Below are 13,186 nucleotides of genomic sequence, written 5' to 3' on the forward strand. Positions count from 1 at the left end.
AAATCTCAGCCCTCGACCTGGTTCTGTGGCGTTCCCGCCGCCCAGGTCGCGATGTTGTGCAGAGTGGTTGCGGCAATCGCACCCAGCGCTTCGCGGGTCAGAAAGGCCTGATGCGCGGTGATGATCACGTTGGGAAAGGTCAGCAATCGCGCCAACACATCGTCCTGCAAGGGCAGGTCGGAGCGATCCTCGAAAAACAGTTGTGCCTCTTCTTCATAGACATCCAGCCCCAGATAACCGAGCTGGCCGTCCTTCAATGCATCGATCAGTGCCGGTGTGTCAACCAGGCCACCACGTCCGGTATTGATGAGCATGGCGCCGGCCTGCATGTGCGCCAGTGAATCGCGGTTGATCAAGTGTTTGCTCTGCTCGTTGAGAGGGCAATGCAGGCTGATGATCCGCGACTGCGCGAGTAGTTCCGGCAGGCTCAGATAGCGCGCACCCAACGCCAGAACATCGGGGTTGGGGAAGGGGTCGTAAGCCAGCAGCTCACAGCCGAAGCCGTGCATGATTTTCGCGAACGTGGCGCCGATCTGTCCGGTGCCGACAATCCCCACGGTTTTGCCGACCAGATCGAAACCGGTCAGGCCATGCAGGCTGAAATCGCCTTCACGGGTGCGGTTATAGGCACGGTGCAGGCGACGGTTGAGAGCCAGGATCAGCGCCACGGCGTGTTCGGCCACCGCATGGGGCGAGTAGGCCGGCACGCGCACCACGGCCAGTCCGAGACGTTTCGCTGCGGCCAGATCGACATGGTTGTAACCCGCCGAGCGCAGGGCAATCAGGCGCGTGCCGCCCTTCGCCAGCCGCTCCAGCACCGCAGCGCTGAGGTCATCATTGATGAACGCACAGACCACTTCATGTTGGTCGGCCAGCGCTGCCGTATCAAGGCTGAGCCGGGCCGCTTGAAAATGCAGCTCGATACCCGCCGGGCAAGCGGCGGCGAGGAAGCTGTCGCGGTCGTAGGTCTGGCTACTGAAAACGAGCGTGCGCATGAAATCCTCCTGGAACATCGACACGGATTGAATCACCGAACCTACTTTAGCGCTGCCGGCGCTGGCCGGCATTGCCGTAGATCAGGCGCTGATCTTCGCTTGCGCCGCGAGCCGGTTGATCGCGCGCTCCAGTTCTTCCAGCGCTGCCACGGCCTTGGGGTCGTCCTGCTTGAGCAGGGTTTCGCTGCGCTGGCAGGCCGCGCGCAATTGCGGAACGCCGCAGTAACGGGTGGCGCCGTGCAGACGATGGACGCGCTCGATCAATGCGTTCTGGTCGCGGTTTTCGCACGCCGCGCGGATGGCTTCGCGGTCGGCTTCCAGTGAGGCGAGCAACATGGCCAGCATGTCTGCCGCCAGATCAGCCTTGCCAGCGGCCAGGCGTAAACCTTCCTCGTGATCGAGTACCGGCAGTTCATGGTTGCCCAGCGCCGTGTCGCCGATCCGCTCCGGCCCTTGATTGCGCAAGGCCAGGCCGGTCCACTTCAACACCACCTGCGCCAGTTGCCGCTCGCTGATCGGTTTGGTCAGGTAGTCGTCCATGCCGCTTTGCAGCAAGGCGCGTTTTTCGTTGGCCATGGCATGGGCGGTGAGGGCGACGATCGGCAGCGGCGTGCAATGCCGCTCGCTTTCCCAATGGCGAATGGTTTCGGTGCTCTGGCGGCCGTCCATGCCGGGCATCTGCACGTCCATCAGCACCAGATCGAAAGACTCGCTCTGCACGGCTTTGACCGCCGCGTAGCCGCTTTCCACCGCAAGCACCTTGGCGCCCATGTCTTCGAGCAGGGTTTGCACCAGCAGCAGGTTGGCCGGGTTGTCGTCGACGCACAGCACTTTCGGTGCACGGCTCGACAGCGGTTCGCCCGGCTCATTGCGCGGCTGACGCGGGTTGACCAGATCGGCCAGAGCGCGACGCAATTTGCGCGTGCAGGCCGGTTTTGCTTGCAGTTGACTGTGCGGGTTCGGCACCGACAGATGGAACAGCGTCTGTTCGGTGGTCGGGCACAGCACCAGCACTTTGCAGCCGAGGTGTTCGAGGTCCCAGATGTGCTGATTCAACCGCTCGGGCAGCATGTCGTTGCTGGTGATGCCGATGACCGCCAGATCAATCGCCTGATCGGTCTGGTGCGCGCCGGTGACGCCATTGGTCAAGGTTTCCAGCGTATTGAACGGCGTGACGTCGAGGCCGCAATCTTCCAGTTGGTGTTGCAAGGCCTGACGCGCCAGTTCGTGACTTTCCAGCACCGCCACGCGGCGCCCGAGCAACGGCGCGGCTGGCAAGTCTTCGGCGTCATCGCGGGTTTTCGGCAGGCTCAGGCTGATCCAGAATTCCGAGCCTTCGCCCGGTGTGCTGTCGACGCCGATTTCGCCGCCCATCTGTTCGATCAGGCGTTTGGAAATCACCAGCCCCAGACCGGTGCCACCCGGTTGCCGCGACAGCGAGTTGTCGGCCTGACTGAAGGCCTGGAACAACGCGCGCACGTCCTGGTTCGACAGGCCGATGCCGGTGTCCTGAATGCTGATGCGCAACTGCACGCTGTCTTCCTGTTCATCTTCAAGCATCGCCCGGGCAACGATGGTGCCTTCGCGGGTGAACTTGATCGCATTGCTGACCAGGTTGGTGAGGATCTGCTTCAGACGCAGCGGGTCACCGACCAGCGACAGCGGCGTGTCGCGATAGACCAGGCTGACCAGCTCCAATTGCTTGGCATGTGCGGCAGGGGCGAGGATGGTCAGGGTGTCCTGCAACAGGTCGCGCAGGTTGAACGGAATATGGTCGAGCACCAGTTTGCCGGCCTCGATTTTCGAGAAGTCGAGGATCTCGTTGATGATCCCCAAGAGGCTGTCGGCGGACTTTTCGATGGTGCCCAGATAATCGAGCTGGCGCGGGGTCAGTTCGCTCTTCTGCAACAGGTGCGTGAAGCCGAGAATACCGTTGAGCGGCGTGCGGATTTCGTGGCTCATGTTGGCGAGGAATTCGGATTTGATCCGGCTCGCCTCCAGTGCTTCTTTGCGCGCCAGATCCAGTTCGATGTTCTGGATCTCGATGGTTTCCAGGTTCTGGCGCACGTCTTCGGTGGCCTGATCGACACTGTGCTGCAACTCTTCGCGGGCGTTTTGCAGGGTGCCGGCCATGCGGTTGATGCCGGAGGCCAGTTCATCCAGCTCCTGACTGCCGAGCGGTGGCAAACGCGTTTCCAGATGGCCGTCCTTGAGTTGCGCGACGGCTTGTTTGATCTGGCTCAGCGGGCGGTTGATGGTGCGGCCCATGCGCAACGCCAGCAGGGCGGCGCCCGCCAGACCGGCGGCAATCAGCAGCAGGCTGGCAAACAGGCTGCGATAACCGCGCAGCAACATGCCGTTGTGCGACAGCTCCAGTTCGACCCAGCCGAGCAGTCGGTCGGACTCGTCCGGGATCAGTTCGCCGGCGAGGTTGCGGTGTTTGCCGAACACCGGCATCAGGTAACGCGTCGCGTCATTGCCACTGCGCCGTTGCAATTGCGCGCTGTCGCCGCTCGGTGCCTGATTGAGCATGGTCGGTCCGGCGTGGGCCAGCGGCGAGCGGTCCGGGGCGAGGAACGTTACCGCGCGCACATCCGGCTGCTCAAGGGATTGTGTGGCAATGCGCTCCAGCAGCTCGCTGTTGCCGTGGCCCATGGCGGGCGCCACGAGAGGCGCCAGTTGCTCGGCAATCATTTCGCCGCGCTGCATCAATTGGGTCTGCAAGTCGACCTGCTGCGTCCAGGTGAAATAACCACCCAGCACCAGCGCCATCAGGCTGGTCGGCAACAAGGTCAGCAACAACACGCGACCTTTGATTCCCAGTTTCTTGAGCACGCCTATCTCCTGCATCCCGCTGATCTGTTGACTCATGCGTGCATCCGGCACGCGACATTGGCGCAGTGTAGCGATTTGCTCGCGGGCAATCTCCGGAAAAATGCGCTCGCGTCGGGGCAGGGCGCCGCCGCGCGTTGGTCAGCTCGCTCAACCTTGAGTTGCCCGATGCCCGGCAATCTTGAATAATCAGTCTCAACTGAGAATTACTTGCAGATACTCATGACTCCTGTTTCCGCTGGCCAGCCACGCATTCTCTCCATCGAAGACGATCCGGTGCTCGGCGCCTATGTTCACGAACATCTGGGCCGCAGCGGCTTTCAGGTGACCTGGTGCCAGAACGGTCAGGAAGGCCTGAACATCGCCACGCGCCAGCCGTTCGACGTGGTGCTGATGGACATCCTCTTGCCGGGACTGGACGGTTTGCAGGTGTTGACGCAATTGCGCCAGAGCCACACGACGCCAGTGCTGCTGATGTCGGCCCTCGGCGCCGAGGCAGATCGCATCAGCGGTTTCCGTCTCGGTGCCGATGACTATTTGCCCAAGCCGTTCAGCATGGCCGAGTTGCACGTGCGCATCGAAGCGATTCTGCGCCGGGTCGCGCTGGATCGGCGCCCGGCATCGCTGGCGGCGGCAGTGGCGGCCGGTACGCTGCGATTCGATGAAGAACAGTGCGATGTGTTGTTCCGCGAGCAAGCCGCCGGGCTGACCCGCAGTGAGTTCCGTTTGCTGGAAACCCTCAATCGCCACGATGAGGAAGTGCTGAGCAAAGCCTTCCTTTATCAGCACGTTCTGCAGCGCGGCTACGCGGCCCACGACCGCAGTCTCGACATGCACATCAGCCAGATCCGCCGCAAACTGAAAGCCATCGATTACACCGAGCGTGAAGTGCGCACCGTCTGGGGCAAGGGTTACGTGTTGAGCGCCGCTGATGAAACGCTCTGAACTGCCGGGGCGGCATTCGCTGTTCTGGAAACTGGCGTTTCTGCTGGTCGCATTTTGTCTGCTGATGATCTGGCTGAGCTGGTCGTGGGGACGTTATATGGAGGAGCGCAACCAGTTCCTCTCCGATGAAGCGCGCGGCACCCTGACGCGTTACGCCGCGCAAGCGGAACAGGCGTGGCAGCACGGCGGCCGCAGCGGGGTCGATGACTGGTTGCAGAGCATGGAGCTGCGTGAAGCCAGTTGGGTCGGGGTGATCGGTGGCAATTTACAGTCGTTGAGTAATGATCCGCTCACTGATCAGGCGTTGCAGCGCCTGACGTTCCTGCGCGGCCTCGACTGGCCGATTCACAAACAGGGGCGGCCGTGGTTGCGCATTCCTTTTCCCAAAGAACCGTCTGCCGGCAGCCTGGTGATCGAATTGCCCGAACGATTTGTTCCGGGCAAGTACCGGCTGTTCTGGCGCGTTATCACCAACGGCGTGATTCCCGGTCTGTTCACGTTATTGCTGTGTGTCGGTTTGTACCGCTTGCTGGTCGTGCCCCTGAACAACCTGCGCGAACAGGCCAACGCCTGGCGCGCCGACCAATTGAATGTGCGCCTGTCGAGCGGCATTACTCAGCGCCCGGATGAACTCGGCGAACTGGCGCGGGCATTCGACTCGATGTCTGAGCGCCTGCAATCGACCGTAGCTCTGCAGCAGCAATTGCTCCGCGATCTGTCCCATGAATTGCGCACACCGCTGAGCCGGCTGCGCGTCGCCAGCGAAAGCGAGCAGGATTTGGTGCAGCTACGCGAACGTATCGGTCGCGAAGTCGACGGTATGCAAAGACTGGTCGAAGACACCCTGCAACTGGCTTGGCTCGATACTGACCGCTCGCCATTGCCCGACGAGGCGATCCAGATTCAAGCCCTGTGGGAAATGCTCACCGATAACGCCTGTTATGAAAGCGGCTGGCCGAGTCTGCAATTGCAGTGTTCGGTCGAGGCGTCGTGCTGGGTGCGTGGCAACCTGAATACGTTGGCGCAGGCGCTGGAGAATATTTTGCGCAACGCCATTCGGCATTCACCGCCGGGCGGGATTGTGCGTCTCGATGGCCGGCGCGATGGCGATTACTGGCATTTGTGGCTGGAAGATCAGGGCGGCGGTGTAGCGGAAGGGGATCTGGAGCGGATCTTTTCGCCGTTCACCCGACTCGACGGCTCGCGGCCCGGCGACGGTGGATTCGGCTTGGGGCTGAGCATCGCGCGCAATGCCGTGCAGCGTCAGTGCGGGAGTATTTGGGCGGAGAACAGCGGAGCGGGGTTGCGGTTGAATTTGCGGTTGCTGGCGGATGACGGTGTTGCGCCGACTGACGCTATCGCTGGCAAGCCAGCTCCCACAGGGAGTGTGTTTCACCCGCAGATTGTTTGAGTAATACAAGACAGTGTCAGCACTGCTGACACTATTAATAGAGCAACACGGGTCACTGTGGGAGCTGGCTTGCCAGCGATGAGGCCACTCGCATCGCCGCAAACAAAGATGACCCAGCGTAAAAGTCTCACCAGTGGTGAGACTATTGCTGCTTATTCCCATAAACCATAAGCACCGCACTTTGCGTGATATGGCCTTCGCAGGTTTGCCGGTATGATAGGCGCCCCCGCACGTCTGGATTGCGAATACGCCATGACCTTGCAGTACCCAACCATCGCCGATTGCGTCGGCAACACGCCGCTGGTGCGTTTGCAGCGCCTGCCCGGTGCCACCAGCAACACCCTATTGCTCAAGCTCGAAGGGAATAACCCGGCGGGTTCGGTCAAGGACCGTCCGGCGTTGTCGATGATCACCCGCGCCGAGTTGCGCGGGCAGATCCACGCTGGCGATACATTGATCGAAGCGACCTCGGGCAACACCGGGATCGCCTTGGCGATGGCCGCCGCGATCAAGGGTTACAAGATGATCCTGATCATGCCGGACAACTCCAGCGCCGAGCGTAAAGCGGCGATGACCGCCTACGGTGCCGAGCTGATTCTGGTCAGCCAGGAAGAAGGCATGGAAGGCGCCCGCGATCTTGCGCAGCGGATGGAAGCCGAAGGTCGTGGCAAGGTGCTTGATCAGTTCGCCAACGGTGACAACCCCGAGGCGCACTACACCACCACCGGCCCGGAAATCTGGCGTCAGACCCAGGGCACCATCACCCATTTCGTCAGTTCGATGGGCACCACCGGCACCATCATGGGCGTGTCGCGCTACTTGAAAGAGCAGAGCGACAGCGTGCAGATCGTTGGTCTGCAACCGATGGAAGGCTCGGCCATTCCCGGCATCCGCCGCTGGCCGCAGGAATACCTGCCGAAGATCTATCAGGCTGACCGCGTCGACCGTATCGTCGACATGGCGCAAAGCGAGGCCGAAGACGTCACCCGGCGTCTGGCCCGCGAAGAAGGCATCTTCTGCGGCGTGTCCTCGGGCGGTGCAGTGGCAGCGATGCTGCGCCTGTCCAAAGAAGTTGAAAACGCGGTGATCGTCGCGATCATCTGCGACCGTGGCGACCGTTACTTGTCGACCGGCATTTTCGACGCGCCCAACTGATGGCCAAGCATGAGAGAGGCCTGCGCTTCCAGCCCACGGGCGGAAGCAAGGCGCCGCAAATCCCGACCGGCAAAAAGCAGCGCTTGAGCATCGAGCGCCTGGCCAATGACGGTCGCGGTATCGCGTTTTTCGAAGGCAAAACCTGGTTCGTCCTCGGCGCCCTTGCCGGTGAAGAGGTCGAAGCACGGGTGCTCGGCGCCCACGGCAAAGTGGTCGAGGCGCGCACCGAGCGCGTGTTCAAGGCCAGCGAGTTGCGTCGCCCGGCACCGTGTCAGCACGCCGGCCGTTGCGGCGGTTGCAGCGTCCAGCATTTGCCCCACAGCGAACAGCTTGCCCTGAAACAGCGCATGCTCGCCGAGCAATTGTCGCGCGTTGCCGGTGTCGAACCGCAAGAGTGGGCCGCGCCGCTGACCGGTCCCGAATTCGGTTATCGCCGTCGCGCCCGGATTGCGGTGCGCTGGGACATGAAGGCGAAGAAGCTCGAAGTGGGTTTCCGTGCCGCCGGCAGTCAGGACATCGTCGCGATCAACGAATGCCCGGTGCTGGTACAGCCCTTGCAACCGATCATGACCCGCTTGCCGGAGATGCTTCGTCGTTTGAGCAAACCGCAAGCGTTGGGCCATGTCGAGTTGTTCAGCGGCTCGTCACTGGCAGTGCTGCTGCGGCACATGGCGCCGTTGTCCGAAGCGGATCTGACGATCCTCAAGGACTTCTGCCAATTCCATCAAGCGCAATTGTGGCTGCATGGCGAAAGCGAGCCGCAACCGGTCGATGCGACCCAGTCGCTGGGCTATCGCTTGGAGCAGTGGGATCTCGATCTGGCGTACCGCCCGGGTGATTTCATTCAGGTCAACGCCGGCGTCAACGAAGCCATGGTTGCGCAAGCGCTGGACTGGTTGAAACCGGGCAGCGACGAGCGCGTGCTGGATCTGTTCTGCGGCCTCGGCAACTTTGCCTTGCCGCTGGCCAAAAGCGTGCGGGAAGTGGTAGCGGTCGAAGGCGTGCAGACCATGGTCGATCGCGCCGAAGCCAACGCCGCCAGTAACAATTTGCATAACACAAAGTTTTTTCAAGCTGATTTATCCCAGCCTTTGACCGATGCCCAGTGGATCGGAAACGGCTTTTCTGCGGTACTCTTGGACCCACCGCGTGACGGTGCTTTCGAGGTGGTGCGCAAGCTGGCGACCCTGGGCGCCAAACGGTTGGTGTATGTGTCGTGCAACCCGGCAACTCTGGCGCGCGATACGGTCGAATTGATCAAGCAGGGCTACCGGTTAAAACGTGCCGGGATTCTCGATATGTTTCCTCAGACGGCGCATGTCGAGGCCATGGCGTTATTTGAAGCGAGCCAGGATGGCTCGTCTGAATCCGTCTGATCTGTCCGCGCAGCGCTCGCTTTAGCCCCGCGAGCGCAAACGGACAATAAGGATCAGCGATTTGACGCATTGAATCTGCGTCGTAGGGAAGGTAAAGCAAGATGGTACAGGTGAGAGCACACCAGCCGATCAACACTGACGGCAGTATCAATCTCGAGGCTTGGCTCGATCACGCGGTCAGTGTCGATCTGGCACTGGATCGCGAAGCCTTGAAAGAAGCCTGCGAGTTCGCTCGCGAGGCCGAACAACAATCCAATGCCAAGAAGAATCTGTGGGCCGAAGGCTCCGGCAGTTTCAGCACGGGCCTGGAAATCGCCGAGATTCTCGCCGACCTCAAGCTCGATCAGGATTCGCTTGTCGCAGCGGTCCTGTATCGCGGCGTGCGCGAAGGCCAGATCGAACTCGCGGCCGTCGGCCAGCGCTTCGGCCCGGTGGTGGCCAAACTGATCGACGGCGTGCAGCGCATGGCGGCCATCAGCGCCAGTCTCAGCCCGCGTCAGTCGATGGTCATGGGCACGCAAGGGCAGGTGGAAAACCTGCGCAAGATGCTTGTGGCGATGGTCGATGACGTTCGCGTTGCGCTGATCAAACTGGCCGAACGTACTTGCGCCATTCGTGCGGTGAAAACCGCCGACGACGAAAAGCGTAACCGTGTCGCCCGCGAAGTCTTCGACATTTACGCGCCGCTCGCGCACCGCCTCGGCATCGGTCATATCAAATGGGAACTGGAGGACTTGTCCTTCCGTTATCTCGAGCCGGATCAATACAAACAGATCGCCAAGTTGCTCCACGAGCGACGGCTGGACCGTGAGCGTTTCATCGCCGATGTGATGACCCAGCTCAAGGATGAATTGCAGGCCACCGGCATCGATGCCGATATCAGCGGCCGGGCCAAACACATCTATTCCATCTGGCGCAAAATGCAGCGCAAGGGTCTGGAATTCAGCCAGATCTACGACGTGCGCGCCGTGCGTGTGCTGGTGCCGGAAATGCGCGACTGCTACACCGCGTTGGGCATCGTCCACACCTTGTGGCGGCACATCCCGAAAGAATTCGACGACTACATTGCCAACCCGAAAGAGAACGGCTACCGCTCGCTGCACACGGCGGTGATCGGCCCTGAAGGTAAAGTGCTTGAGGTGCAGATCCGTACGCACTCGATGCACGAAGAAGCCGAGCTCGGCGTCTGCGCGCACTGGCGCTACAAGGGTACCGACGTCAAATCCGGTTCGAACCACTACGAAGAGAAAATTTCCTGGCTGCGTCAGGTTCTTGAGTGGCACGAAGAGCTGGGCGATATCGGTGGTCTGGCCGAACAGCTGCGTGTCGATATCGAGCCGGATCGGGTCTACATCTTCACTCCTGACGGTCACGCCATCGACTTGCCGAAAGGCGCGACGCCGCTGGACTTCGCCTATCGCGTGCACACCGAGATCGGCCACAACTGCCGTGGCGCGAAGATCAACGGGCGCATTGTGCCGCTCAACTACAGCCTGCAGACCGGTGAGCAGGTCGAGATCATCACCAGCAAGCACGGCACGCCGAGCCGCGACTGGCTGAACTCCAACCTCGGTTACGTCACCACCTCGCGGGCGCGGGCGAAGATCGTTCACTGGTTCAAGCTGCAGGCGCGTGACCAGAACGTGGCGGCCGGTAAAACCCTGATCGAGCGCGAACTGACGCGCCTCGGCCTGCCCGCGGTGGACTTCGACAAGCTGGCCGACAAGGCCAATATGAAAACCGCCGAGGACATGTTCGCCGCCCTCGGCGCCGGCGACTTGCGCCTGGCGCAACTGGTCAACCTCGCGCAGCAATTGGTCGAACCGGAACGCGGCAACGAGCAACTGGAACTGATCCCGCGCAAAGCCACCGGTTACAAACCGGGCAAGCGCGGCGATATTCAGATCCAGGGCGTGGGCAACCTGATGACGCAGATGGCCGGCTGCTGCCAGCCGCTGCCTGGCGATGCGATCGTCGGTTACATCACCCAGGGGCGTGGCGTGAGCATTCACCGTCAGGACTGCGCCTCGGTGCTGCAACTGGGCGGACGCGAGCCGGAGCGGATCATCCAGGTCAGCTGGGGTCCGGTGCCGGTGCTCACCTATCCGGTGGACATCGTCATCCGCGCCTACGACCGTTCCGGGCTGCTGCGTGACGTTTCGCAAGTACTGCTCAACGAGCGCATCAACGTGCTGGCGGTCAACACCCGTTCGAACAAGGAAGACAACACCGCGCTGATGTCGCTGACCATCGAGATCCCGGGCCTGGATGCGCTGGGTCGCTTGCTGGGACGGATTTCGCAGTTGCCGAACATCATCGAAACGCGGCGTAACCGCACCCCTTGAAGATGACTTCGATTGATCGTTCCCACGCTCCGCGTGGGAACGATCAAGATCGCAGAAAGGGTTGAGTGAGATTTTGTATGTACAGCCTTGAAGACCTGCTCCACCTCATGAACCGTCTGCGCGATCCGCAGTTCGGTTGCCCGTGGGACATCAAGCAAACCTACGCAACCATCGTTCCGCACACCCTCGAAGAAGCTTACGAAGTGGCCGACGCCATCGAGCGTGGCGACTTCGATCATTTGCAGGGCGAGTTGGGCGATCTGCTGTTCCAGGTGGTGTATTACAGCCAGTTGGCCAAGGAAGAAGGGCGCTTCGAATTTGCCGGAGTAATCGATAGCATCACCCGCAAGCTGATTCGTCGTCATCCACACGTGTTTCCCACCGGCGATCTCTACGCGCCGCTGGATGTGCCGCGCTTGAGTGAAGAACAGGTCAAGCAGCGCTGGGAAGAGATCAAAGCCGAGGAGCGCGCGGAGAAGTCTGCCGCGCCGGAGCAGCTGTCATTGCTTGATGATGTGCCAGCGACGTTGCCGGCACTATCGCGTTCGGCCAAGTTGCAGAAGCGCGCAGGCCAGGTCGGTTTCGACTGGCCGGATGCCTTGCCGGTGCTCGACAAGGTGCGCGAGGAACTCGATGAAGTCCTCGAAGCCATGGCCGAAAACGATCCGGTGGCCGTGGCTGACGAGATCGGCGACTTGCTGTTTTCCGTGGTCAATCTGGCTCGGCATCTGAAGGTCGACCCGGAAACGGCACTGCGTGGCGCCAACGGCAAGTTCGAAAGACGTTTCCGATTTATCGAACAGGCATTGCGCGACACCCACCGTCCCATAGAAGATTGCACCCTCGAAGAGTTGGACGCCCTGTGGGGTGAAGCCAAACGTCAGGAAAAGAATTTGCCCGGCTGCGGCTGAGCCACTGCCCAAGTGAGTAAGCACCATGAGTATTTCCCTTCGCGACCAGTTGCTCAAAGCAGGCCTGGTCAACCAAAAGCAGGCAAAACAGGTCAGCAAGGACAAGCAGAAGCAGCAGCGTCTGGCGCACAAAGGCCAGATCGAGCTGGATGACTCGCAGCAGCGTGCCGCCCAGGAAGCCATGGCCGAGAAGGTCAAGCGCGACCAGGAGCTGAACCGTCAGCAGAAAGAGAAAGCCGAAGCCAAGGCGCGTGCGGCGCAGGTCAAGCAACTGATCGAAGTCTCGCGTCTGCCCAAGCTGACCACCGAGGACTACTACAACTTCGTCGACGACAAGAAGGTCAAGCGCATCTCGGTCAACACGCTGATGCGCAACAAGCTCAGCAGCGGTTCGCTGGCGATCGTCCACCATGCCGGCGGCTACGAAGTGATTCCCCGTGAAGCGGCCCTGAAGATCCAGGAACGCGATCCACAGCGTATCGTCCAGCTCAACGTGCAGACCGAAGAGGTCAGCAGCGAGGACGATCCGTACGCGGCGTATCAGATCCCTGATGACCTGATGTGGTAAATCGATAAAGCTGTAACAACGACAAACCCCGCTCATGGCGGGGTTTGTCGTTTTCAATGCTGTGGTGACTCAGGAGGAGCGGGCTTCGCGTTGTTGCTCTTGCACTTCGAGTTCGGCCTTGTAGTTATGGGCATCGATCTCATTGTGGAACATGCCGACCAGCAAGTCTTGTTGATGCACATCCCAGATGCGGATACCGGCGGCTACGCCTTCGTGGGACATGTGTGAATCGTCGCGTTCAGTTACTTTTACAGTCATCTGCTAGCTCCAAATCTCAAGTTATCTGCAGCAAGGCGTGTGCAGGACTCTTTTATATGTTTGGTTAGCTTGCTAAGTAAACGCTTGATTTGCGCAAGGTGTTGTTGCGTTTTTTGCAACAGTGCTGCAGCCCGCGTAATCCGCGACATTCGGTCGCAGGGCGGTAAGTTTCATGACAGAAGTTTCATTTTCAGAACACACCGAGAACCCTGTGGGAGCTGGCTTGCCAGCGATAGCGGGGTGTCAGGCGACATAGATGTTTGCTGTGCTGACGTCATCGCTGGCAAGCCAGCTCCCACAGGGGGCGGTGGGGTTCCCGCTACTTTCTGCAGGCAAAAAAAACGCCCCGAACCAGTCGGGGCGTTTTCATGTGTGGCTCAGCAACGGGGA

The 13,186-nt window shown here is 60.8% G+C and carries 10 protein-coding genes; 7 read left to right on the top strand and 3 right to left on the bottom strand.

The features are described 5' to 3' along the window. Positions 1-5: 5 nt before the first annotated feature. Together M9827_RS14470 and M9827_RS14475 are read right to left on the bottom strand one after the other, a co-directional pair. Positions 6-995 carry a 2-hydroxyacid dehydrogenase gene (locus M9827_RS14470; protein ID WP_250605933.1) on the bottom strand — a complete coding sequence of 330 codons (990 nt, stop codon included), beginning with the start codon at positions 993-995 and terminating at the stop codon, positions 6-8. Positions 996-1,076: 81 nt separating this feature from the next. Beyond that, on the bottom strand, positions 1,077-3,830 hold the full coding sequence (locus M9827_RS14475; protein WP_250606152.1) for a response regulator: 2,754 nt from the start codon (positions 3,828-3,830) through the stop codon (positions 1,077-1,079). Positions 3,831-4,049: 219 nt separating this feature from the next. On the opposite strand from M9827_RS14475, the gene M9827_RS14480 reads away from it, so the two are divergent. From M9827_RS14480 to M9827_RS14510, 7 genes are all read left to right on the top strand, one after another. After that, complete coding sequence (locus tag M9827_RS14480; RefSeq protein WP_250605934.1) at positions 4,050-4,772, top strand: response regulator transcription factor; 723 nt, start codon at positions 4,050-4,052, stop codon at positions 4,770-4,772. Beyond that, positions 4,759-6,183 carry a sensor histidine kinase gene (locus tag M9827_RS14485; RefSeq protein WP_250605935.1) on the top strand — a complete coding sequence of 475 codons (1,425 nt, stop codon included), beginning with the start codon at positions 4,759-4,761 and terminating at the stop codon, positions 6,181-6,183. The genes M9827_RS14480 and M9827_RS14485 overlap by 14 nt, the downstream gene beginning before the upstream one ends. A gap of 252 nt (positions 6,184-6,435) precedes the next feature. Further along, positions 6,436-7,338, top strand: a complete 903-nt coding sequence (gene cysM / locus M9827_RS14490) for a cysteine synthase CysM (protein WP_026000780.1) — start codon at positions 6,436-6,438, stop codon at positions 7,336-7,338. Continuing rightward, the gene (rlmD, locus tag M9827_RS14495) at positions 7,338-8,714 is read left to right on the top strand and encodes a 23S rRNA (uracil(1939)-C(5))-methyltransferase RlmD (RefSeq protein ID WP_250605936.1); all 1,377 of its coding nucleotides are present in this window, start codon (positions 7,338-7,340) and stop codon (positions 8,712-8,714) included. Before cysM ends, rlmD begins: the two co-directional genes overlap by 1 nt. Before the next feature lie 101 nt (positions 8,715-8,815). Next, a complete protein-coding gene (relA, locus tag M9827_RS14500) occupies positions 8,816-11,059 on the top strand; it encodes a GTP diphosphokinase (protein WP_250605937.1) in 2,244 nt (747 codons plus the stop codon). 77 nt (positions 11,060-11,136) lie between these two features. Next, positions 11,137-11,970 (top strand): nucleoside triphosphate pyrophosphohydrolase, encoded by an 834-nt coding sequence (gene mazG, locus M9827_RS14505; protein WP_250605938.1) that lies wholly within the window; start codon positions 11,137-11,139, stop codon positions 11,968-11,970. 25 nt (positions 11,971-11,995) lie between these two features. Then, positions 11,996-12,538: a DUF2058 domain-containing protein gene (locus M9827_RS14510; protein ID WP_038367495.1), complete on the top strand. Its 543-nt coding sequence runs from the start codon at positions 11,996-11,998 to the stop codon at positions 12,536-12,538. 69 nt (positions 12,539-12,607) lie between these two features. Here the strand turns inward: M9827_RS14510 and M9827_RS14515 are convergent, their stop codons facing one another. After that, entirely contained in the window at positions 12,608-12,796 is a 189-nt protein-coding gene (locus M9827_RS14515; protein ID WP_034155814.1) for a hypothetical protein, read from the bottom strand. Between the last annotated feature and the right edge of the window lie 390 nt (positions 12,797-13,186).

Source organism: Pseudomonas sp. AKS31 (assembly GCF_023634765.1).
In the GTDB taxonomy this organism is placed as follows: Bacteria; Pseudomonadota; Gammaproteobacteria; order Pseudomonadales; family Pseudomonadaceae; genus Aquipseudomonas.